Annotated in this window: 18 protein-coding genes and 1 pseudogene; 1 reads left to right on the top strand and 18 read right to left on the bottom strand. The window is 41.6% G+C overall.

Annotation, left to right across the window (positions count from 1 at the left end; genetic code table 11):
* Positions 1-184 precede the first annotated feature (184 nt).
* The 3 genes from ACFOU2_RS14195 to ACFOU2_RS14185 form a co-directional block, all read right to left on the bottom strand.
* Positions 185-2,503 carry an immune inhibitor A domain-containing protein gene (locus ACFOU2_RS14195; protein ID WP_449237049.1) on the bottom strand — a complete coding sequence of 773 codons (2,319 nt, stop codon included), beginning with the start codon at positions 2,501-2,503 and terminating at the stop codon, positions 185-187.
* A 394-nt stretch (positions 2,504-2,897) separates the two neighbouring features.
* Positions 2,898-4,178, bottom strand: coding sequence for a uracil/xanthine transporter (locus tag ACFOU2_RS14190; protein WP_377916180.1), 1,281 nt, complete (start codon positions 4,176-4,178; stop codon positions 2,898-2,900).
* Between the two features lie 120 nt (positions 4,179-4,298).
* Complete coding sequence (locus tag ACFOU2_RS14185) at positions 4,299-4,937, bottom strand: trimeric intracellular cation channel family protein (RefSeq protein ID WP_377916178.1); 639 nt, start codon at positions 4,935-4,937, stop codon at positions 4,299-4,301.
* A 507-nt stretch (positions 4,938-5,444) separates the two neighbouring features.
* On the opposite strand from ACFOU2_RS14185, the gene mreBH reads away from it, so the two are divergent.
* On the top strand, positions 5,445-6,452 hold the full coding sequence (gene mreBH / locus ACFOU2_RS14180; protein ID WP_377916176.1) for a rod-share determining protein MreBH: 1,008 nt from the start codon (positions 5,445-5,447) through the stop codon (positions 6,450-6,452).
* A gap of 204 nt (positions 6,453-6,656) precedes the next feature.
* Here the strand turns inward: mreBH and ACFOU2_RS14175 are convergent, their stop codons facing one another.
* From ACFOU2_RS14175 to ACFOU2_RS14105, 15 genes and pseudogenes are all read right to left on the bottom strand, one after another.
* Positions 6,657-7,502 carry a class II fructose-bisphosphate aldolase gene (locus ACFOU2_RS14175; RefSeq protein WP_377916174.1) on the bottom strand — a complete coding sequence of 282 codons (846 nt, stop codon included), beginning with the start codon at positions 7,500-7,502 and terminating at the stop codon, positions 6,657-6,659.
* A gap of 174 nt (positions 7,503-7,676) precedes the next feature.
* Positions 7,677-8,675: a LacI family DNA-binding transcriptional regulator gene (locus ACFOU2_RS14170; RefSeq protein ID WP_377916172.1), complete on the bottom strand. Its 999-nt coding sequence runs from the start codon at positions 8,673-8,675 to the stop codon at positions 7,677-7,679.
* Positions 8,676-8,991: 316 nt separating this feature from the next.
* Positions 8,992-9,381 carry a hypothetical protein gene (locus ACFOU2_RS14165; protein WP_377916170.1) on the bottom strand — a complete coding sequence of 130 codons (390 nt, stop codon included), beginning with the start codon at positions 9,379-9,381 and terminating at the stop codon, positions 8,992-8,994.
* The gene (locus ACFOU2_RS14160; protein ID WP_377916168.1) at positions 9,378-9,650 is read right to left on the bottom strand and encodes a Gfo/Idh/MocA family protein; all 273 of its coding nucleotides are present in this window, start codon (positions 9,648-9,650) and stop codon (positions 9,378-9,380) included. Before ACFOU2_RS14160 ends, ACFOU2_RS14165 begins: the two co-directional genes overlap by 4 nt.
* A gap of 165 nt (positions 9,651-9,815) precedes the next feature.
* Entirely contained in the window at positions 9,816-10,775 is a 960-nt protein-coding gene (locus ACFOU2_RS14155; protein ID WP_377916166.1) for a sugar ABC transporter substrate-binding protein, read from the bottom strand.
* A gap of 240 nt (positions 10,776-11,015) precedes the next feature.
* Positions 11,016-12,008, bottom strand: a complete 993-nt coding sequence (locus ACFOU2_RS14150; RefSeq protein ID WP_377916164.1) for an ABC transporter permease — start codon at positions 12,006-12,008, stop codon at positions 11,016-11,018.
* 4 nt (positions 12,009-12,012) lie between these two features.
* Entirely contained in the window at positions 12,013-13,518 is a 1,506-nt protein-coding gene (locus ACFOU2_RS14145; protein WP_377916162.1) for a sugar ABC transporter ATP-binding protein, read from the bottom strand.
* Positions 13,519-13,938: 420 nt separating this feature from the next.
* Positions 13,939-15,162, bottom strand: a complete 1,224-nt coding sequence (locus tag ACFOU2_RS14140) for an MFS transporter (protein ID WP_377916160.1) — start codon at positions 15,160-15,162, stop codon at positions 13,939-13,941.
* A gap of 159 nt (positions 15,163-15,321) precedes the next feature.
* A pseudogene (locus ACFOU2_RS14135) lies at positions 15,322-15,935 on the bottom strand (MFS transporter); the annotation flags it as partial.
* A gap of 188 nt (positions 15,936-16,123) precedes the next feature.
* A complete protein-coding gene (locus tag ACFOU2_RS14130) occupies positions 16,124-17,176 on the bottom strand; it encodes a Gfo/Idh/MocA family oxidoreductase (RefSeq protein ID WP_377916158.1) in 1,053 nt (350 codons plus the stop codon).
* A 62-nt stretch (positions 17,177-17,238) separates the two neighbouring features.
* On the bottom strand, positions 17,239-18,135 hold the full coding sequence (iolE, locus tag ACFOU2_RS14125; RefSeq protein ID WP_377916156.1) for a myo-inosose-2 dehydratase: 897 nt from the start codon (positions 18,133-18,135) through the stop codon (positions 17,239-17,241).
* Positions 18,136-18,325: 190 nt separating this feature from the next.
* Positions 18,326-20,260 carry a 3D-(3,5/4)-trihydroxycyclohexane-1,2-dione acylhydrolase (decyclizing) gene (iolD, locus tag ACFOU2_RS14120; protein WP_377916154.1) on the bottom strand — a complete coding sequence of 645 codons (1,935 nt, stop codon included), beginning with the start codon at positions 20,258-20,260 and terminating at the stop codon, positions 18,326-18,328.
* A 304-nt stretch (positions 20,261-20,564) separates the two neighbouring features.
* Positions 20,565-22,022, bottom strand: a complete 1,458-nt coding sequence (locus ACFOU2_RS14115) for a CoA-acylating methylmalonate-semialdehyde dehydrogenase (RefSeq protein ID WP_377916152.1) — start codon at positions 22,020-22,022, stop codon at positions 20,565-20,567.
* 150 nt (positions 22,023-22,172) lie between these two features.
* A complete protein-coding gene (gene iolC, locus ACFOU2_RS14110) occupies positions 22,173-23,183 on the bottom strand; it encodes a 5-dehydro-2-deoxygluconokinase (protein ID WP_377916150.1) in 1,011 nt (336 codons plus the stop codon).
* Between the two features lie 390 nt (positions 23,184-23,573).
* Positions 23,574-24,572 (bottom strand): LacI family DNA-binding transcriptional regulator, encoded by a 999-nt coding sequence (locus tag ACFOU2_RS14105; protein ID WP_377916148.1) that lies wholly within the window; start codon positions 24,570-24,572, stop codon positions 23,574-23,576.
* Between the last annotated feature and the right edge of the window lie 33 nt (positions 24,573-24,605).

Genomic DNA, 24,605 nt, shown 5'->3' with positions numbered 1-24,605 from the left:
AAGTTGTGCTCTACCACTTTTTTATGTGGTTGGTTATGATATACCACTTCCCCTTTATGCTAAACCTTTTTTTCATAAAATTTTTAATACGAAACATAGAGTACTAGATTGTTTATGCTTTCTTACATAGCAAAAAGAAAGTCTGGATATGCCCAGACCTTCTTTCGATGTATACCGCTATTTATTACTTATGAATCCAAATTGCACCTGCTGAGTTATCTTTTGCTTCACCGATGACTTGGAATTTCAGGCCGTGATTTGGAACAAGGCGGCCTGCATCAGGAATGCGAGCATCAATATAAGATTTCGCATCATCAAAAGCAGTCGTTCCCGGTAAACTTAAGAAATTGTAAGTACCGCGTACAGAGTTCGATACTGTAAATGCCGGTGTAGGATCTAATGAGAACGCTGCATTCGCTACCTGGTAACGAGTACTTTGCGTCAATTTCCCTTCTATATTAGGAACGGCTGCCGGATGTGCATCGACTACTCCCAGGAAGCCTTCACCAGGGTGTTCGCCAACCCAGTTGTCCATGAAACTTTCGTCACCGTACCATACAACCATACCTGTGTTGTATTTCGCACCGCGGGAATACGCTAATGATTTATCAGCACCGGCATAATTTCTCCACTCCAAATAATAGTAATTATCTTTGAAATAGCTGCCGTCTGTTGTTTCGAATCCATCCAATTGGAATTTCGGTGTACCTTCTGCATCATCGAAGAACACTTGGTTACCGTCTACTACTAACTCTGCATTATCTAATGCAAAACCGTCCAATGCCAGACCACCGTCTGTATCGTATTCAAATACAAGCTTCACTTTTTTGCCCGCAAACTGACTTAAATCATAGGACTTGTCTATCCATTGGCCTTTTGAAGATTCTGCGCGAGTATCACGATCTGTATCGTCATCACCGATTGTATCGATTAATATTTCTTGACCATCGTCTGTTATCGCATTTACATATAAGAAGTCGTAATCCCATTCAATATCAAAGTACGCTTTATAATTAAATGATGCAGACGTTGCATTTGTTAAATCAAATTCAGGTGATGTCATTCTTGTCAGAAGATCATCTCCTTTTGTGCTGTAATAGTACTTCGCGCCAAAAGCAGGCTTAATGCCTTGCAATTTTTTTTTCGGCAAGTTAACCTTTACGACGCCGGGATTTTTGGATTTGGTTACACTTTGGTCAATAATAGTCGCTACGCCGTCTTTCGCAATGTCTTCATAATCGATTTCGGTAATGTTGGCCCAGTTGCCGCCCATTACTTTTTGGAAAAACTCTTTATTTTGCGGGGAGAAGCTGGACGGTGCCGTTCCGGCAATGTTCCCGTTCCAGCTGCCGCCGCTCATGATGGACCATGATGCAACAGGCTCGCCTTCGCCTGTATACTGGGTATCATACTCATCCGGCAATCCTAAATCGTGGCCGAACTCATGGGCAAACACACCAACCGCTCCGTCTTCCGGCTGGATTGTGTAGTCGTACGCTGCCATTTTTCCATCCCAATAGTCGACTTTCGCCTCTGTACCATCGACTTCATACGGGCCATCTAATGTCCAACGATGTGACCAGATTGCGTCGTCACCTAATTTACCGCCGCCTGCCTCCTGACCTGTACCGGCATGGATGACCATTAAATGATCGACTAAACCATCCGGCTCATTTTGATTTCCGTCACCATCAATATCATATTGGTCGAATCGATCGTATTGGGCCAAGTCGATACTCGCTTTAACCGCTGCATTCAATGCATCCTTTACAAGATCGCGAGGTCCTTTAGGATTTAAATTATCATTCCCTCCATTTGGATTGTCATCTCCATATTCGCGCGCATTGCCCGGCACTGTTAGCCAATCGGATACCGTGCCGTCCACTGTATAGCTGCCGCCTGACTGTTCTTCATAGTATTGCTTGAATGTTTGAATTTTTTCCCCATTAAAGAGTGTGAATTCTTCATCACCGAACATTAACTGTTGATAATGCTCACGATTGAAATCTTTCGCGTACATATAACCGTCTTCTTGCACCACGTTGTTATGTTTGAAGTCGGCAAACTCTGTTAATAAAACAAGAACTTTATCTGTACGAACAGAGCCGCTGTAAGAGCCTTGCTTCGCAGAATCTACTTTTACATAGCCGTTCGGCTTTCCTTTTTTAAAGTTTTCATGGCCATTTTTCAACTGTTTTGTTAGCTTGTCTTTTTGTTTCGCTAAAAACTCTGAGGCTTTTTGATCAAGCATCTTATCATTATGGTGGTTATGCTTTTGATGTATGTCTCCTCCTTTTTCCTTAATATACTGTTTGACTGCTTGTTGAACTTCCTGCACTGAAGCACTTTTTGAAATCATACCGCGCTCTTGCAAAGTCTTAGCAAGACGTTCTTCTGGAATAGTGTTTACATCAATAGGCGCTGATTCCGCCGAGCTGTCTGAAGTTGTTGCAGCTTGTACAGGCGTTGACAATGCAGAACCTAGCAATAAACTCCCGGCCATGATAGATCCAACTGTTATTTTTGCTAGTTTAGCCGCTTCTTTCTCCCTCTTTTCAGCAGACCTTCTTAGCTTTCTCATGTGTACCCCCCTCCAACAATTTAGAACAAAGATAATTTTGTGAATTATCAAACTTTTATTCGATTATATCTCACTATTTTTTTACAACAATAAACCAAATGGCTTATTTTATTAATAAAATATTCTATTAAAATATCAAACATAATGTCTTGATAGTTGGAATGAAGACTATGATCCCATACCTTATATAACTATAGTTATTTGAAAACGGTCTTTTTTCTTATCTGCATCATTCAATAATGTTATAGACCTGTTTTTAAAACTGCAAAAATAAACCTCTGCGCCCATAAGGATGCAGAGGTTTCTCTTCCTTTTCTCATTCATACTTGGACCATTTGACCGTACTCTCCAATACAATAGCCAACAAGATTCCCATTAATAAACCATTGCTGATTAGAGGACGAATGTAGATGGATACACTGGCAAAAACCTCGGGTGGCATGTTCATTAAGGAAATTCCCATTAATGCAGGAAGGGCAATACGATAAATGGTTTTCGAATTAAACGTATAGTCTTGAATGCTTCGTAACGCTGTCCCAAACAGCTGTAAATAGGCTACAAATAACACCGAATTCCCTACTGTCACAGGCAGCGTTGAAAACAATGCGCCCAGTGCGGGGATAATCCCCAGAATGGCAAATAAAACGCCGCCAATGAGAAATGGCTTCCGATCTAAAATCCTGGAACTTTCCAAAAAGCCGATGGAAGATGTGAAGGGCGCATAAGGAACAAGACCTAACACAGCGGCAATACAGGTAAAAAGGCCCGTGATCGTGAAGGAAAAGCGATATTGACTGTTTTCTGTTGTTGTTCCGTGCAGCTTTTCTGATGCACGGATCGAGGCCATGGTATTACTTGCGTTTAATATCCCCGCTAAAAACGCTGTAATGACAACCCCAAGCTGCAACTGTGGTTTTCCCCATGGAAACAGCGACAGCTCAAAACCTGTGCTGCTAACCAAAGGAGATGAGGGAAATAACCATACATATAAAATCCAGCCAATGGTAATTCCGATCAAAATCGCAAAATTGCTGATAAGCCCTTTCCCTTTTATGCTGATTACGCTTACCAGAATGACAATGGCGATGGAAAAAAGACTGACCGGCAAATCAAGGGAACCTTCTTCCGTCACCTTCAGCATTCCTTTAAAGAAGATAAGGATAAGCTGAATGGCCAATAACAACAAATATATACTCATGACCATTGGGGTAAAGATTTTTTGCAATAGGGGAACTAAATTCAATGCACCAATCATCATCGTTGCAGCACCTGCAAGAAGAATCCCCAATGCAAGACCGCCTCCCACTTCTGCATAGCTCATTCCAACCGAAGAAGCGGAAGTACATAAACTAAGAATAAGTCCCCACCATATGCCCGAGTGCCCTTCCAACAACGGATAGCGATGCCCGATGATTCCTTGCAATATGCACGCAAGGCCCGTGACGATAAACGAACTTCGCATTGCTATTGCTATTTGCTCCGCCTCTAAATGGAAAGCGTTCCCAATCGAGACCGGCACAACTACCGTATTGGCGAAAATAAAAAAGAGCCATTGGAGGGAGGCAAACACGGTGGCTGAGGAAGATAATTTACTCACATTTTCTCCTTCTTTCTTTCAAACTACGACCCTTCTATTATATCTCACATAAATAATGGGGCACGAATTGTTTTTATCCGTGCCCCATTATTTATGTGGATTTATATACAAATAGCTGTCTTAAAGTGCTGCTTCGTCTGTTGTTTTTTCCATCTCCGTTTTAAAAACAGGGAAGTTGACATTGTGTCTAACTGCCATCACTCGAATAACGAACGTTACGGCGAGACATATATATAACGATAAAATATGCGGAACATGATCATATGTTAGCAAAAGACTCACCGATCCAATAATGGCAGCAATCGCGTAAATCTCTTTTTGAAAAACAAATGGAATTTCTTTAGCGAATACATCGCGCATAATCCCTCCGCCAATTCCCGTGATCAATCCCATGGAAACGACAATAAAGGGTTCATCCATGTTATGGGTTAAAGCGGTGTTCGCCCCCACTGCAGTAAAGACACCAAGACCAATAGCATCCGAAATCATGATGATTCCGTGAAGCCGATTCACATTATGGTAAAACAGCCATGTAGCCAGCGCCGCTGCTAAACTGACAAAAAAATAGATTGGTTCAACAAAAGCGGTTGGCGGTACATTCCCAATCATTACATCGCGAATGATTCCTCCGCCTAGAGCTGCTGCTACCGCCAAACAAATGACTCCGAATAAATCAAGTTGCTTTTTGATTCCGACAAGCGCACCGGATATTGCAGACGCAATAATCCCAAGAAACACGAACACATTAATGACAGCCATATTTTCCCCTCACAATATTTGATTTTACAAACATAAAATTTACAACAATCCGGGGGCTGTGACAATACTTTTTTCACCATTTTTATGAAAGATTTCACAAAAATGAACAATTCATGAATCCCTTGGCCCGCTTAGCTTCAACCATAAAATTTTCCACGCGGTAAAAAAGCGTTTTCACAAACTTTCCGTTTGCCGTTCCGCTTGAATGATCGACCAGTGAAATCGAAAAAGGTTCTCGTATAAGCCTTCGACCAGGGCCCGCAACGGAAATGGGCGAAGGCTTATGCGTAAAGAATATGACATGGGCGGTTTTTGCTCATGTCATATTCTTTATGTGGATTTATACATATATTCGACAAAAATAGGCAGAATCCTAGTCTTTCCTCATAGTCTCTTACTACCTTTCTTCCATTTCCACAATTTCCCCTATTCCCTTACCCCCAAAAATCGACATAAACTATAGAATAGATATATGAGACTTTAACTCTAAAGGAATTGGGTGAAAATATGTTCTCGAATACTGAGATTGGAATTGATTTAGGTACAGCAAATGTCCTTGTTTATAGTAAAAGTAAGGGTATTATCTTAAACGAGCCTTCCGTTGTAGCCATTGATACAGAAACGAAAAATGTGCTGGCGGTTGGAACGGAAGCGAAAAGCATGATTGGAAAAACTCCAGGCAGAATTATGGCGATGCGTCCGTTAAAAAAAGGCGTGATCGCTGATTTTGATGTCACAACAAGCATGCTGAAACAAATTATGAAAAAAATTACGAAAACATCAGGATTTTCCCTTCGCAAACCGACCGTTGTGGTTTGTACACCGTCCGGTTCCACAACAGTCGAACGACGTGCCATTCACGACGCGGTAAAAAGCTGCGGTGCCAAAGAGGTCCACTTAATTGAAGAACCTGTAGCGGCTGCCATAGGAGCAGATTTGCCTGTCGATGAGCCAGTGGCAAACGTGGTAGTCGATATCGGCGGAGGTACAACAGAGGTGGCGATCATTTCCTTCGGAGGAATTGTTTCTTGCAACTCAATCCGCATCGGGGGAGATAATCTGGACGACGATATCATGCAGCATATCCGCAAAAAATACAATTTGCTGATTGGTGAACGAACAGCTGAGCAAGTGAAGATGGAGATCGGCTATGCTCCGGTGGAACACGAAGAAAAGACGATGGATGTGTGCGGCCGTGATTTAGTGACGGGGCTTCCGAAAACAATTACTGTCAGCTCCTATGAAATTCAAGGGGCCATAAAAGAATCACTGCTTCAAGTTTTAGAAGCCATTCGCGCTACATTAGAAGATTGTCCTGCAGAATTAAGCGGAGATATCGTAGACCGTGGAGTCATTATATCCGGAGGCGGCGCTTTGTTAAACGGCATGCAGGAGTGGCTAAGCGAAGTCATGGTCGTGCCTGTCCATGTCGCTCCAAGTCCTTTGGAATCAGTGGCAATCGGAACAGGGCGTTCCCTAACATTTATTGATCGAATTCAAAAAGCTGTGAAGTAACAAGAAAAACAGGAACCTTTTCAGCAGGTTCCTGTTTTTTTATGGCCGGTTTAAAAAACAATGTTAATTTTCCATGTTTTTAACTCCTATGTAAAAAAACCGCTATTTCCCACACTTTCATCTCCGACTAACCATAGACAAGATATCAATAACCTCACCGAGTTCATCCAACAATTGTATCCAGGTACATTGAATAATCCTTTTTTACACTCTATTACAGCTGCCGAATATTTGCATATGATGTTTTACATTTTCGTACGCTGCATGGATGACATCTTGATGAAAAATAAAATAATCTGCATAAGCCGCAGCCTCAACCGATTTATTAACCGTGTTCATCACACTATTAAAAGTGGCGGTCGCGACGTTAATTTTGCGAATGCCATGTTGAATACACTTCTTAAAATCCTCAGCGCTAATCCCGGAGCCTCCATGCAATACTAACGGAATGTCCACTTGTTGGTCAATTTCTTGCAAACGATCCAATCGTAAGTTTGGGTTCCCCTTGTACATACCGTGTGCATTTCCGATGGCAATTGCTAATGCATCTACATTGGTTTCCTCTGCAAATCGCTTCGCTTCTTCCACGCTGGTAAGTGAAATCTCAATATCTTCCGAGCCGTCTTCACTGCCGCCGACCCTGCCGATCTCCGCTTCCACTGTTGCACCATATTGCTTTGCCAGCTTTACAACCTCTTTTGTATTTCGAATATTTTCTTCCAGCGGATGGTGAGAACCATCATACATAACAGAGCTAAAACCAATTTCTAACGTCTGCTTAATTTTCTCGATTGTCATCCCATGATCAAAATGAACTGCTACAGGAACATTGGCTTCTTTCGCCGCTGCCACCATTAAAGGACCGATCATATGGATGGGTGAATGCTTAAGACGAACTTCCGCAATTTGCAGAATTAAAGGGGAGCGCAATTCCTCCGCTGCTTTGATAGCTCCCATTACCATCTCCATATTTGCAATACTGAACGCTCCTACTCCGTAATTTTCTTGCTCTGCTTTCGTTAAAATGTCTTTCATTTTCACTAATGCCATTGAATACTCACCTTTTTCATCATGATTTACCATTCCATGTTTAATAAACAGCACCATTAGGTTAAGCGCTTACCCTTTTCACGAAAAAATTATACGTTTGCATTCTAGGTGTGTCAATGAGAATTCCGAATATTTTTAATTGTCAATCCAAGGTCGATACTCCTTTTTATACTTTCAATGCAAAGGGGCTGTCGATTCACGAATAATTAGTTCAGGAGAAAGGAGTAAACGTTCTTTATAGGTTTTAGGCTCTTCCATTTCTTGAATTAATAGATTCACCACTTTTGTCCCTATCTCTTTCATCGGTTGAGCAATTGTCGTTAGCATCGGAGTTGCAGTAGTGGAAAGAACCGTATTGTCAAATCCGATGATCGATACATCGTGAGGAATACTTAAACCTGCTTCTTTAATGGCTTGCATGGCTCCAATGGCCAATAAGTCGTTACACACAAAAATAGCGGTGGGTCTCTCCTTCAATGAGAAGAGTTGTCTAGCACTTTCATACCCTTTTGTTATGGCAGCTTCTGTTTTAATAACGTACCTGTCAATTCCTTGAACACCCGCTTCTTCCATAGTATCCCTAAAGGCATATACACGAGGTTTATTGCTGCGGACATTTTCCGCGATAATAGCAATTCTTCTATGGCCCAGGGATAGTAAATACGAAGTAGCCAAGTAGCTCCCCCGATAATCGTCAACCGTCACTGTATTTATGGATAATTCCGGGATTTCTGACGCTACCAGGGCAATGGGAATATGTTGCTTTACCATATCTTCAAGCAAGCTTGCACATCGGAAAGCCGAAGCTACAATAAGACCATCGATTTGCTGTCGGATTAAGAGCGATAAATACTTTTCTTCCTTTTCTTTATTATTATCCGTGCTGCACATCATGACATTGAATCCCAGTTCATGGCTGCGATCTTCAATGCTTCTTGCAATTTCAGCAAAAAAAGGATTTGAAATATCAGGTATAAGAAGGCCGATCGTTTTTGTTTGTTTTCCTGTTAAAGCAGACGCTACTACGCTTGGATGATAATTGAGCTCACTTATGGCCTGAAGCACTATTTTTCTTGTTCGTTCACTGATACGTCCAGTATTGTTTATCACTTTTGATACGGTAGAAATTGAGACACCTGCTTGTTCAGCGACACTATAAATCGTCGGTTTCATATAATGCCTCCTCTCTTATAGACTTATATTATGTAATATGAATCTTTCAAAAATAGGCAGCACCGCTGAAAGCGTTACTGCCTATTAGATATTTGCCGGTCGACCCTTTAACTCTCTCATGTAATTCTCCGCTGTATCCTTAATTCGCCGCAAGTCTATTAACCAACTTATTCATATATAGATCGATTTAGAAAATTCGACCTGACCAAAGAACGGCCATGCCAAATTTTCTAGACCTAAGCGGCTGGCACCCCCCTTGCGGGGTTGGCGCCAACCGCATAGGTGAACCCTTGAGGGCGAATTCAAGTTGTCTGGATCACCGATTGTGATGCCTCTTGATTGAATGAAGATGTGTCGAGTTATTAAGTGGAATATATATATAGATTAGATCCTGCGAAACAGAAGCGTTATGTAAAGACTCATAACCCTTTTCAATATAATGCACAACCTGTAAGGAATCCTCAATAGAATATCTTGGTTGCCAGCCATTGAGGATGCAATCATGCAAATGTTCGACTTGATTTAAATATTGATCATCTTCGTAAGCTTCGTATAAAACGGTTTGATTATTATGATCTTTTATAATCACTTTCCCAAAATGATCGGGTGATACGTCTGGACGGAAAGATGAATCTACTAAAATCGTCCCTTTTGGCCCAATCACTTCATAGCGATTAATAAATGGAAGTTCGACACTTGCTGTCACCTCAGCCGTTCGCCCTTTTTTGCTGCTTTAATAGCCCATTCTGCATGCAGGGCATTGGGTAGGGGAATGTAGACGGCATTAATAGCGGGATCATCAAGTAACTGATCATATTCTTTATAGATCGTCGGGATATTGAATCTCTCTGCACGTCCCTCGCTTTTACTTGCAATTGCCACTACTTCGGCACGATCCGAACGCCTTAAGGCTGGTAAGAGCTGATCATAAGCGATATTCGCCGCGCTGAGAATCCCCCAGCGAATTTTTCTCATACATTATCAACTCCCTGTTTATACTGAAATATGCTGATCCGCATAAGACATTATAAAGCATTTGCAAACTTGGCTGTTCCCGTATTTTTATCGAACATACAAGAGTAGTCAAGTGCTTTTACCAAAAGCACCCGGCTACTTCCCATCTTTCCAAAATCAACCTTGTTATTTAGAAATGCTTTGTAAGAATTCTAATTTTTCTTGTGCATTATCTTTTGTAATTACATCAATGCCGCTGTCAATACGTTCTTCAACCTTTTCACCTTTCACCGCTTTTACTGCATTTTCTACTCCCTGGTACCCCATATCATATGGACTTTGGGCAATCGTTCCTGCCAGTTTTCCGTTTTTAATGGATTGAACGGCTTCAACCGTACCGTCTGTACCAATAACCGGAACTTTTAATCCTTTTGCATCAAGAGCGCGCAATACCCCCAGCGCCATGTCATCATTTGCACTAAAGACACCTTTTATATCGGGATCTTTTTGTAAAATATTTTCCATAACAGACATCGCTTTTGTTTTGTCACTGTCAGCCGGCTGTTCGGCTACAACTTTCATTCCGGCTTTCTCTAACGCTTCTTTTGCCCCTTTAATACGCTTATCGGTTGCTTCGTTACCTAAAGCACCTGCGATTAATGCTACTTTGTCCCCTTTTTGAAGCATGGAAGCTAATAGCTTACCGCCTTCTTGACCTGCTGTATAGTTTTCCGTTCCAATAAATGATGTTTTACCTTCAAACTCAGCATCTGTGTCAATTAAAAGGACCGGAAGATCACTTTGTGTCGCTTGTTCTAATACTGGTACAACTGTATCAGGCTGTGATGGTGAAACGACAAGAGCACTGGGACTTTGGTTAAGAGAATCTTCAATCATATTTACCTGTTCCATGATTTGCGATTCAGCAGATGGACCGACAATCGTCACATCAACACCTAAGTCTTTCCCGGCTGCTTTCGCTCCAGCTTCAACATACTTCCAATACGGGCTGCTTAACGTTTTTAAGACAACGGCAACACTCTCGCTTCCGCCTTCTCCACCCGTTTTGGCTGAAGAACCCTGACTGCATCCAACTGCCGATAATAGTAAACCTGTAGCCGCTAGTACCATTCCAAATTTTCTCATTTTTTTCTCCCCCTGTTTTCTATATAATGTGAATCTTCATTCAGGGGGGTACCTTCATCCCCCACTGAATGTTAGTTGAACCAATCTGGCTTTTACCGGCATTGATCCCTACCTATCTTCTTCAGATTCCTTATCATCTTGAGATAGGGGTCTTGCTGCCAGTTAATGCGGGATAAAATGATCATTCAAAGAAAGCGTTTAATCAAAAATCCCTGAAAAAGTGTCTTGATTAATGATCCATTATCCCTTCTTACTGTTTCGCTGACGAAGCACATCCACATATACAGCAGCGATAATAACGAAACCAATAACGGTCATTTGAAAGTCGGCTGATACGTTCAAAAGGTTCAGTCCGTTTCTTAATACCGCGATGATCATCGCACCGATTAATGTACCCCAGACCGTACCAACACCGCCAAAGAAGCTTGCTCCACCGATAATAACAGCGGCAATCGCATCCAGCTCATATGATAACCCGGCAAGCGGGAACGCTGAGTTTACACGTCCTACCATAACTAAACCTGCAAGCGCTGCCATAAATCCGCTGATTGTATAAACGATGACCAATACCCGATTAACATTAATACCGGATAAGTGGGCTGCTTCTTTATTTCCACCGATTGCATAAATGTATCGGCCTGTTTGTGTTCTTGTTAGGAAAACATGGAAAATAACATACATAGCAATAACAAGCAGGAAGCTAACCGGGATCGGGCCAACAAATTCCCTTCCCAAAAACTGAATCATATATGGGAAACCGGCAATCGGGGCTGCTGCTGTAATAATAAGAGCTAATCCCCTCGCAATGTTCATCGTTCCAAGTGTTGAAATAAACGGATGGGGCAACCGTAATTTTGTTAACATGATTCCGTTCAACCAACCGAAAAAGGCACCTACCAATAAACATACTAGTATTCCGACGAATGGATTCATTCCCATGTTGACTGTTACAACCCCCATCAACATGATGGCAATCGCAAGAATAGATCCTACAGACAAGTCAATTCCGGCTGTTAAAATCGGTAAAAGCATCCCGAGCGCCAGAATGGCATTAATAGATGATTGACGTGCAATATTCATGACGTTGTTGACCGTTAAAAATTTATCTGATAAAACCGTAAGTATCACGCTTAACAATACTAAACCAATTAGAGCCCCAAACTTTTCCAAGTAATAACGAGTGGATTTTCCCTCTTTTGCTGCTTTTGATTTCTCTACAATAATCTCCGCCATACTATCAACCTCCTGTAGCCGCTTTCATAATATTTTCTTGTGTTGCTTCCCTGCGAGGCAAATCCGCTGTAATCTGTCCTTCACTCATGACCAGAATGCGATCGCACATTCCTAAAATTTCTGGTAAATCAGAAGAAATCATCAATACGATAGCTCCGTTTTCTACCAGCTGATTCATTAATCGATACACTTCTACTTTTGCTCCGACATCAATCCCCCTCGTCGGTTCATCGAAGATAAAGACCTTCGCTTGTGTACAAAGCCATTTTGCAATGACGACTTTTTGCTGATTACCGCCGCTTAGTTTGCGTGCATTCAATGTAATATCTCCTGGGCGGACCTTTAATTCTTTTATATAGTCTTCAGCTGTATGTTTGATTCTTTGCAAGTCTATTAATCTGTTCTTCTGAAAGCTTTTCATATTGGCTAGTGAGATGTTAAAATCTAGAGGCTGATCTAATAAAAGGCCTTCGTTTTTACGGTCTTCTGTGATAAAAGCAATACCTGCATTAATCGCATCGCGTGGAGTTTTGATGGTTACTTCTTTTCCATCGATAAAAATTTTCCCGTCCTCTTTCGGATCTGCTGCAAAAATGGCTCTCGCCAGTTCAGTACGTCCTGCCCCAACAAGACCTGCAATCCCTACAATCTCACCGTAGCGAACATGGAAGGATAACGAATGTTTAGAGCCCTTTACTTTCAAATTCTCGACACGAAAACCTTCATTGCCGACCGTAAAAGATTGTTTTGGATATTTCTCATCTAATGTACGGCCTACCATTAGCTCAATCCATTTGTCTGTGCTTGTCGTTTTAACTGGGAGGGTCTCAATTTTAAACCCGTCCCGCAAAATCGTAATTCGGTCACCCATTCTTTTAATCTCATCGAGCCGGTGAGAGATGAAGACAATGGCTATTCCTTTTCTTGTTAATTCTTCAACAGTGCTGTATAACTGCTCTACTTCTGTAGCACTCAAGCTGGCTGTTGGCTCGTCCATGATGATTAGCTTCGCATCAAGAGTAAGCGCTTTTGCAATTTCAACTAGCTGCTGCTGGCCAATTCCCAGCTCACCCAGGTTTCGATCGGCTAAATTAGGGTTTTGGCCAAGCATTTGTAAATAATGTTTCGCCCGCTCTTTCATTTGCTTATGATTCAACAGCGATGCTTTTCCGCCATTTTTTAATTCCCGGCCGAGAAAGATATTCTCATACACTTTCAATTGCGGGATGACATTTAACTCCTGATAAATCGTTGCAATACCAAGTTTCATTGAGTCTACGGGATTGTTGATATTTACAAGCTGGCCTTCCCAATATATTTCCCCTGCATCTTTTTCGTAGGCGCCAGTTAAGATTTTAATAAGCGTAGATTTTCCTGCACCGTTTTCTCCAAGCAGTACATGTACCTCTCCTGGGCGGACATCCAAATCAATGCCTTTCAATACATGGTTGTTTGAGAAACTTTTCTTTATGCCTTTCATCAACAATAAACTTTTTTCCTCGTTTTTCATTTATGGACTCCTTTCTTACTTGAATACTATAAGCCCAATATAAGCTAATTAAGGTAAGCGCTTTCCTTCCTTTTTTAAATTATATGGCGATTACGAAAATTAATCAACATTATTTTTCAAAAAATTCGATTATTTTTATTTTTTTGAATCAATCAATCAGATTGACTAGCCTTCGGTATCTCCTAACACTGAAAATACTGTTCATATGCAATACTTCCACTTTCTCTGGCTAGTATCACAGTTGTGTTCCTGTTGGCTGTATGTCTTTTACCAGAATAAATCTAACGAATCTTATAGTCCTTTCATTGACAAGCACAAAAATGTAAGCGTACCTTCCTCCTCTTTGGAGTTAAGCGCTTAATTCCAAAGAGGGGGATTGATATTGAAAATAAGATACTTATCGGGGCATTATGTCTAATTTCACAAACTTCTTGCGCGGGAACCTTCTTTCCCAACCGATTGGAATAAAACTAACATAGCAGCGATCAATGATAATATACCGGCGAAAAAAAACACTTCATTTAAGCCGATTCGCTCAGCAATTTCTCCCCCCATGATCGGACCAGAAAAGATGCCTAAAGCATAAAACGATTGGTAAAAACCCATCGCCGACATTTTTATTTCTCCAGGACTAATTTGTACGACTTGGCTTAATAGCAATGGAAAAACAAATCCGAGTGAAAGACCGATAGCGGCGTGTACCCAGCTAATCGAAATGAGGGATTTCGAAAATGGCACAATAAAAAGAAAGATAGACGTAACGCCAAAACTGCTCATTAAAACTAGTTTATTATACCTCACATTTAATTTGTAAAATACAAGCCACAGCGAAGACAAAGCATGCGGTATGAAAAATGCACACGTTAACCATAAAAGGGACTTCTCTTCTGCTCCTAGTCGTACCGCATAAATAGGAGTGAACCCGAATATAGTGATAAACAAAATGGCGTGTGCAATTAAAGAGAGAACCGTAATCATCTTTAGATGAGGCATAAGGAACGTTTCTTTTATATGCAGTGAAATATTAAAAAAAGCTTTATCCTCTTGTGATTCGACTTCTTTAATGCTCCAGGCAAAAAAAGCACCAAGCAATGATACAGCAACGCCCACCCAAAAAGGAAAGTTCCATCCAAAGAGAGCTACTAGATATCCGCTAATTGCCATGCTGATAAACTGTGCGGCTACGGTTAAAAATTGCAAAATACCCATCGCTTGCGAAGCGCGGCTCGTTATAAAATACTGCGAGTATAAAACGGTAGCCATTACCCACATAGAAGCTGTAATGCCGGCCAAAAGTCTTGCGATTAAAACCATTACAAAGGAATGAAAATAAATTAAAAGCAAACTGCTAATAAGCGCCATTACAAATCCAGCGACAAGCAAGTGTTTTCTCAAGCCTTGTAAAAGGTCTGATAATATACCAAACGGAAAACGAAGTAATATCTGTGTTATGCCATAGCTTCCAAGAATAATCCCTATAGCAGAATAAGTGAAACCAATGGATTGTAAATATACTCCAAAAACAGGAGCATAAATATAAATAGCGAACCAAAAGCAGAACACGGCCATCATAAAAAAGAAATGATTTTTTACAGAAATGTTTGGCTGCAGTTTCGCTGCTTTTCTCTCTTTTAATGCCCCCAAATTGCTCAACCTCTCCATTTCTTATTTGTAGAAATTATTGATATGAATTCATATACATAACAAAATCCCCTTCAAGTAAACAGTATCGTGCTTTCTTGTTACCGTCTACTTAAAAAGGGATAATATGGCTTTTGTTTTAAGATACCGATACCTGTTGTTCTAATTTGCTTGTCTCATCAATTCAGGCTCCACAGCTTTCTTTGCTTCCGGAAGGGTGAGGAAATTCGTTAAGAAAGCACCAGCGAAATACAAGCCAGCGAAAATCCACATCACTCCGCCCACCCCTAAACTTCCGATGAAGGCGGTAACAATTAATGGTCCTGCAAAAGCGGCCAATCCAGAGCCTAAGTTCAGAACAGACATTGCTGCCCCCTTATTTGTCTGGGGCGAGAGAAGGTACTAAGGCTGTAAGAGGTACATAACCAGCCTACAGCTCTTCCTAACATATTCTGTGGCGTTCGATAAGAAACCCAAACCAAGAATGAGTAAGCAAATAAAGGATACCCAAAACCTCTCAAAGCATAACCCAACAATAGTATAGAATAGTTCATATGCGGAATACCCCAAGCGATAAATCCAATTGAACCAAGGATAAAAGCACCCAAACCATACGTCATGGCCTTTCTTGGGCCCCAGTTCTGAACAAACACACCCGAAAACCAGGAAGAAGCAGATACAGTAATTCCATAAACCGTGAATAGCAAAGCGGATTTTTCCATCGTCAAGCCTTGATCAACGAGATAAGGTGATAACCATCCTTGTTCCAAACCATCTTAATTTTTTAACATCACATCTATCGCTTGTTATTCTGTTTATGTTCCTTTGTTTGAGCATCCTGAATAGACTCAAACGGTTCTCGTATAAGGCTTCGGCAAGGGCCTGTAAGGGGAATTGGCGAAGCCTTATGCGTAAATCATGTAGCATGGACCGCTTTTGCCCATGTTACATGATTTATGTGGATTTATTTATATACGGCCTCATTAGCGGGATGTGATTGGACTTTAATTAGTTGACCTGTTTCGAACGATTCTTTGCAGGCGTATCCTAGAATGGTAGATTGAACGCCATCATCAACCGTTACATGTGGCTGACGATTTTCTAAAATACATTGAATAAACTCTTCTACTTCGCTTAAATACGCCTGTTCAAACCTTTCGATAAAACCTTCAGAACATTCCTTTACTGCGCCCTGGTCTCCAAATACCGTTACCATGTTTTTCTCGGGGACAGTTCCAATGCGAAGCGTTCCTTTTGTCCCGACAATTTCCGTTTCAATATGATACCCGTGGGCGCAATTGCGGCCGGCCACAAAAATCCCCATTGTGTTATTTTTAAACTTTACAAGAGCTGCACCTGTCTCTGCATCATTCAATTCAGCGATTTCCGGGTAGGCATAAGCGCCGCCAATGGCCCATACAGAATCCGCTTCCGATTGTAGATACCATCTCGCGAGATCTAGATCATGAATGGACATGTCTAAGAACAGGCCGCCGCTGTAGTTGTTTTTGGCAAAATTCATGAAACCGTCTATTGCTTTTGCGGGATCGAATCCGTAACAACGAATTAAAACAGGTTCACCGATTACACCTTGTTCCATTTTTTGTTTTGCATATTGATAAGACTTGTCGTAACGTCGCATAAAGCCAACCATGAATACTTGATCTGGATGTTTTTCTACAGCTTCTTTTACGCGAACGACCTCATTCAAATGCAGGCCCAGAGGTTTTTCGGTAAAGACGTGAAACCCTTTCTCCAATGCTTTTTCAATTTGTTCACAATGAAAGCCTGACGGTGAGGCGATGAAAATGGCATCCAACTCTTTATTTTCTAACATATCGTTATAATTCGTATAGCCGTGGGGAATACCCCATTCCCTTTGAAGCTCATCCACTTCTTCTTTCACAACGCTGCATATAGCATGAAGTTCGCAATTGCGAATACGAAATGCCAGATTTTCAGCATGCTGTCTTCCTAAACGACCTAATCCTACAATCCCGATTTTCACTTTTTTCATTCATATATCCCCTCTCTGTTATACAAGCGCCCAACAATTCGTAAGGGTTTTCAAAAGATGCATTAAAGACCGCCTTTTTCTCTTATATACCGACGAGCTTTTACAGCATATTCGAAAGGATTGGCTAATGCGGGATCCTGTTCTGCCTCTACAACGAACCAGCCTTCATAATCTGAATTACTGATTATTGTGAAAATTTCGTCAAATTTAATCACACCATCTCCAGGTACTGTAAAAGCCCCTTCCTTGACTGCCTGCAAAAAGCTTAAGTCATTTTCTTTCACTCTATCTACTATCTCTTGGCGGACATCTTTTAAATGTACATGTTTGATACGAGGTAAATATTTTTTTAAAATATAAAGCGGATCTTCTCCTGAGAATACAAGATGACCTGTGTCAAAAAGTAATGAAACAAGCTTCGGATCTGTCATCTCCATTAACTTCTCGATTTCTTCCGTTGTTTGAACGCCTGTGCCCATATGATGATGATACACAATCCGCATACCCTTCTCTTCAGCCAGTTTTCCCAAGTGGTTTAACCCCTCTGCAAGCCTGTTCCATTCTTCTTGTGTAAACACTGGCTTTTCCCTGAATAGTGGAACATCCATTAATCCTTGAATGCTTCTTCCCTGCTCGGACACAACAATAACTTTTGCTCCCATTTCATGCAGGAAATCCCGATGCTGAATAAACGCCTCAACGGTTTCTTCAAGCGGTTTTGTTGTAAGAAATGAACTAAACCAAGCACTTGCAATTTCTAAATTACGCAATGATAAAGCCTTTTTCAATACAGCTGTATCCCGGGGGTATTTATTGCCCACCTCGCTTCCCGCAAATCCAGCTAGCGCCATTTCACTGATACATTGTTCGAATGTATTCTCTCCTCCCAGCTCCGGCAGATCATCATTTGTCCAAGCAATTGGCGCAATACCAAGTTTAATTGTGTTTTCTTTAAACATCTCTCTGTCTCTCCTCTACCCAATAATAGAAAGGGCTTTCATTAAAGCCTGAAATTCTCTATAAAATTTTACTTACCAAATGGACCTTCCCTAATCATTGGTATCTTACAGGGGGGCCTGAAAGAGAGAAGAAAGGCTCATTTCGTAAGTTTTTCTGGAATGTGCACTTTTGCCCATCCCAGAAAACTCTTTAATAGCGTCTTGCTTTTTGTAGGTTACTTTCTTTATCCTCGTATGCGGCTTGCATTTTGGGACTGGCGGACACTTCCGCAACCCCTACATGCCACCATGATTCATAACCGTTTGTCATCGTTTTTGGCAATACTTTAATATCAATTAATGTCGAAATGGATTGCTTTTTCGCATCTTCAATTGCCGCTTTTAATTCCGGGATCGACGTAACGCTGTACGTCTTCACACCATAACCGGCCGCACTAGCCGCAAAATCAATTTTCATAATATTTCCATTTAATTTTCCGGCTTCATTGTTTCGGTAACGGAACTCTGTACCGAAGCTGCCCATGCCGTTACCCATTTGTAAGTTATTAATACAACCGAAACCAGAATTATCAAAGAGCACTACATTGATTTTCTTTCCTTCTTGAAGGCTTGTCACCAATTCCGAATGCAGCATTTGATAGCTGCCGTCTCCAACCATTGCATACACTTCTTTATTCGGCTCAGCCAGCTTCACTCCAAATGCACCGGAAACCTCATAGCCCATACAAGAATAGCCGTATTCCATATGATACGTGTTCGGCTTACGGGATACCCACATTCTTTGGAGATCACCCGGAAGACTGCCGGCAGCTCCAATAATGACCGCATCTTCATCAATCAGCTTATTGATTTCCCCAATCACTTCTGTCTGGGCTAACCGTGTACCAAGTGTCTCGGCATATTCCGCTAATGCCTCATCAAGATGACCTGCCACTTCCGGCGTGAAGCCTTGTTCCTCATAACGAATGTTGTGCAGACGTTCCACCTCTGTTTCCCATGCATCTTTTGCAGCCGCAATTTCCGTTGTATAACCCGATTGGTAATGGATCTTTTCCAGTTCATTTCCTAAAGCAATAAGAGCTGCCCTTGCATCTGCCACTATTTTCACCGCATCAAGCTTACCCGCATGAAACTCGGAAACATTGATGGTTAAGAAATCGGCTTGTTCGTTTTGAAATAGCTGTTTCGATGCGGTCGTGAAGTCCGTAAATCTTGTCCCGACTCCAATCACAAGGTCTGCTTCTTTTGCAATCATATTGGCTGCTAAATTTCCTGTTACGCCGATACCGCCAAGGTTATAGCGATGATTGCTTTCAACTGCACTTTTTCCAGCCTGTGTTTCCCCGAATGGGATATGGAACTTTTCTGCAAACTGTTTTAAAGCTTCTGCCGCTTCAGAATAACGCACGCCGCCGCCGCAAATGATGATCGGTTTTTTCTTTCCTTTGATAAGCTCAACTGCCTCTGCCAAACTATCAGTTGTTGGAACACGGCGTTCAATTCGATGAACACGCTTTTTGAAGAAATATTCCGGAAAATCCCACGCTTCCCCTTGAACATCTTGCGGCAAGGCAATTGTTACAGCGCCGGTATCCGCAGGGTTTGTCAAAATACGCATTGCGTTAATCATGGCAGTCATTAATTGTTCCGGGCGATTGATACGGTCCCAATACTTACTCACGGCACGAAAGGCATCGTTTGTTGAGATCGACAAATCATGAGTATGCTCGATTTGCTGAAGAACGGGATCGGGTTGTCTTGTCGCAAATACATCACCAGGAAGCAATAATACCGGAATATTATTGGCAGATGCCGTCGCTGCCGCCGTGACCATGTTGGCCGAACCCGGGCCGACCGAAGCTGTACATGCCATAATTTGCCTGCGATGCTTTTGTTTGGCAAAAGCTACAGCTGCCTGAGCCATTCCCTGCTCATTTCTTCCTTGATACACTTCAAGATCTCCGGCATCTTCTTCTAGTGCCTGACCGATTCCTAACACATTCCCGTGACCGAAAATGGTGAAAACACCTTTGACAAACTTTTGCTGCTGTCCATCGAACTCTATATATTGCTCATTTATAAATTTCACTAATGCTTGCGCAGTTGTCATTCTTAACGTCTTCATTAATCATCGCCACCTTCCTATTCTATCTTTTCTCACTATCGTATTTGAATCTACTAAAATAAAGAATTAAGCGCTTTCTTCTTTATGTAACATGAGATGGTATGAAAGGGAAACCACGGAAGCGCTAAGCATTTCTTATTTCCCTCCTCTTCCATCTATACAAATGCGACTGAACTTTTTAACATCCTCATCGCTTTTTATACTGTTCATGGCATTTTTGTTCTTGCATCTTGAGTACACCAAAAAGGTAATCATGTAACATGGATGCTTTTTATCCATGTTACATGATTTATCTGGATTTAGACTACCAGCGAGTTGTCACCATTTTCTTTCTTGTATAAAACTCTACTCCGTCTGTACCGTTCGCATGAAGATCGCCGTAGAAAGAATCTTTCCAGCCGGAGAATGGGAAGAATGCCATTGGTGCAGGAACACCGACATTGACACCTAACATACCTGAGTGGATGGTTTCACGGAATTGACGCACGCTTCCGCCGTTTTTCGTGTAAATGCAGGCACCATTTGCGAATCTTGAATTATTGGCAATTTCAATTGCCTCATCTAATGTTTTCACGCGAATGACCGATAAAACCGGCGCGAAAATCTCATCTTGCCAGATCTTCATTTCTTGCGTTACTTCATCAAAAATAGTAGGACCAACAAAGTAACCTTCACCTTTTACCGCCGCATCTTCTCTTCCATCACGAACAAGGCGGGCTCCTTCTTGAACGCCTGACTCGATATAGCCAAGTGTACGCTCTTTATGACCATCACGGATAACAGGCCCTAAGAATACATCTTCTTCAAGTCCGTTTCCGATTTGTAGTTTGTTTGCTTCTTCTACTAATTTTTCAATCAATGCATCAGCTACTTCTTCTTGAACTGTTACAACAGAGGCAGCCATGCAGCGCTCACCCGCAGAACCGAATGCTGCACCAATAATTTGAGATGTAGCAATATCAAGATCGGCGTCATTTAACACGATGGAGTGGTTTTTCGCACCCGCCAATGCTTGAACGCGCTTTAGATTTTCTGTTCCTTTTTTGTACACGTATTCCGCAACAGGCTGAGAACCAACGAAAGAAATCGCTTTGACCAGCTTGTGCTCAAGAAGGCCGTTTACGACATCATGCGCACCGTTGACGATGTTTAACACACCTTTTGGCAAGCCCGCTTCTTCAAATAATTCAGCAAGGCGGGCAGCTAAAAGCGGGGTACGTTCAGATGGCTTTAACACAAAGGTGTTGCCGCACGCAATCGCCAGCGGGAACATCCAGCACGGTACCATCATCGGGAAGTTAAATGGCGTAATACCGCCTACAACCCCGATTGGGTAACGATACATGCCAGACTCAATATTTGTCGCGATATCCGGAAGCTGTTTCCCCATCATTAACGTTGGTGCCCCAGCTGCAAATTCTACACACTCGATTCCGCGTTGCACTTCGCCGTACGCTTCCTTGTAGCTTTTGCCGTTTTCAATTGTGACCAATTTCGCTAACTCGTCCCAGTTATCGACTAATAATTGTTGATATTTAAATAGAATGCGGGCACGTTTTGGAACCGCCACTTGTGACCATGTTTGAAACGCTTCGCTCGCTGCTTGTACCGCTTTGTCTACATCTTCTTTTGTAGAAAGAGGAACTTCCGCGATCACTTCGCCAGTTGCCGGATTATAAACGGGTTCTGTTTTTGCGGCAGATACTTCTACCCATTCGCCGCCGATATAGTTTTTCACTGTTTTTACCGCTGTTTGTGTCATGAACATTCTCTCCCTTATGTTTTTTTATTGACGCAGCTACTGTATGGATATCTGCATATCCGGAGGCACCAAAAGCAGGAATGGTGCAATCCAATAGTTGTGCCTTTCATCAATCTATCCATTTAACTAGCACTCTAACTTTTTGCTTTCCTAACGAGCTGCTTCTAACACTTCTTCTGCTGTTGCCATAAAGCTTTTCAATTCCTCGACTGTTGGCATGGCGTCCGAGCAGCTATGTTTTGAAATGACAATTGAAGCAGAAGCACCGCCTAACCGCATTGCCTGAGAAATATCCATTCCCTGCATCAATCCGTAAATAAAAGCGGAAGCATAGGAATCGCCTGCACCGAAGGTTTTTAGTACTTTCGTTTTGAAAATTCCGCCTCGATGGGACTGGCCGTCTCCCGTATAAGCAATGGAGCCATCTCCTCCATGTTTAATGACGACGATTTGGGCATGATGTGAAAACCATCTCTCGGCTGTCACTTGATCATTGGATTCCTCATAGTTTAATAGTTTTTCCATCATATCAAATTCTTCACGAGTGCCGATGATGACATCACATTTTTCGGCTGCCAGATTGTAATAAACGGCTGTTTCCGCTTCAGATTCCCACGTATAAGGACGGTAATCGATATCAAAGAAAACGACGACATTATGTTTTCTTGCATACTCCAGTGCTAAAAACACCGCTTCTCGTGAAGGACTTTTTGCTAAAGCCGTTCCAGAGATTAATAGAGCTTTTGACTGTTTGATATACTCTTCCGAAACTTCTGTTGGATCCAGCTTTAAATCGGCCACATTGTCTCGATACATCAAAATGCTGCATTCTTGGGGACTTTTGATTTCTGTAAAAGCTAAACCTGTTACGGCACCTGTTCGATCTATTAAAACGTTATCTGTGTTAATGTTGTTTTCTTTTAAGTATTGGGTAATGAATTGACCCATTTGATCGTCGGACACTTTTCCGATAAAGCCTGTTTTTAGGCCCAGACGAGCTGTCCCGATTGCAATATTTGCAGGAGAACCTCCTACATATTTGGTAAATGTCTTTGTTTCTTCCATTGGCCGCTGCGTTTCATTGGCATTCAAATCTATACATAAACGTCCGACTGCTATAAAATCCAAGGGGCGATTTTCCATAAAGACGAGTGGATTCACCGGATAATACCTCCTTTTAATAAAGCGCTTTCTTAATCTAACAAAAAAAATAATGAAGATAATTATAATAAAATGTGGTAGCGCTTGAATGGTATACATTCGAGAAAATAGGTTAAGCGCTTTCCTTAATTCTCATTATACATATTAAAGATGAAAACGCAAAGTGTTTTTTTGTTATTTTTAGAATATTTTTTATTCTCTTGATGCGTACCAAAAAAAGCGCTTGCTGTTTTTGCATGCGCTTTTTTTGGTGAATTCAATTATTAGCATAAGTCATTCTGCTCTATCCCGTTAGGTCCCCTTCTGTTCTTATATCTTGAATAAGTTCAAAAAGGCCTTCACTAATGGGAGATGGATGATTTTTATCCATCTCCCATCAGTGATATGGATTTATATAGGTGCTGTAGAATTTCGTATAACTAACTCCGGAAGCATAAGAGTGCGCTGTTTTGAAGTTTGTTCATTTTCAATTTCCTCGAGCAATACTGTCATGGCCTGATTGGCCATCTCCTTAATCGGCTGAGATACGCTCGTTAAGGTTGGATTGGCGATTTCGGCTAAGATTGTATTGTCAAAACCAATGATAGAGAGTTCCTCCGGAATGTTTATCCCAAGTTTACGAGCCTCTTCGATCGCTCCGATTGCAAGTAAATCGTTACAGGCAAAAATAGCTGTAGGCCGGTCTTCCTTCCTCTGAAGCAACTGACGTGCAACCATTTTTCCATTCTCAATGGCAGCAGTCGTATAGATGATATTGGACTCGTTTAAGTTCATTCCCGCTCTTATAATTGCCTCTTTATAGCCTTGGACGCGATGATAGCTCCTCGATATATCCTCAGCGATGACACCGATGTGTTTGTGCCCCAGTGAAAGGAGGTAGCTTGTTGCCTGGAAGCCGCCTTTATAGTCATCTACCGAAACCGAGTTAATTCCCAATGTCGGTATATCAATAGTGAACAAAACAACAGGGATTTTCTCTTTTAACATCTGCTCCACCAAAGCTGTCTCTTTAATATAAGAAGCGATAATCAACCCATCTACCTGTTTTCGCATCAAAAGAGAAAGGTAGAGATTCGCTTTTTCATCCTTGCCGTCCGTACTGCAGATGACCAGCCCAAACCCCAATTTTTGAGCACAATCTTCGAAGCTTCGCGCTACTTCCGCAAAAAAGGGATTAGCAATGTCCGGAACCAATAAACCGATTGTTCCAGTTCGTTTTCTTGTTAACGCAGAAGCGACCATGCTGGGCTGATAATTCAGTTGGGTCATGACCTCCTGGACTTTTTTTCTTGTCTTTTCACTTATTCGTCCAGTATTATTAATGACTTTTGAAACAGTGGCAATGGAGACTCCCGCTTTCTCTGCCACATCATAAATTGTAACCTTCATACTGTCGAAATCACCTTTTTATTCATATTACCT

Source organism: Bacillus songklensis, from assembly GCF_042649685.1.
GTDB lineage: Bacteria > Bacillota > Bacilli > Bacillales > Bacillaceae_H > Bacillus_BA > Bacillus_BA songklensis.
This window is presented reverse-complemented; position numbering and strand designations above follow the sequence as displayed.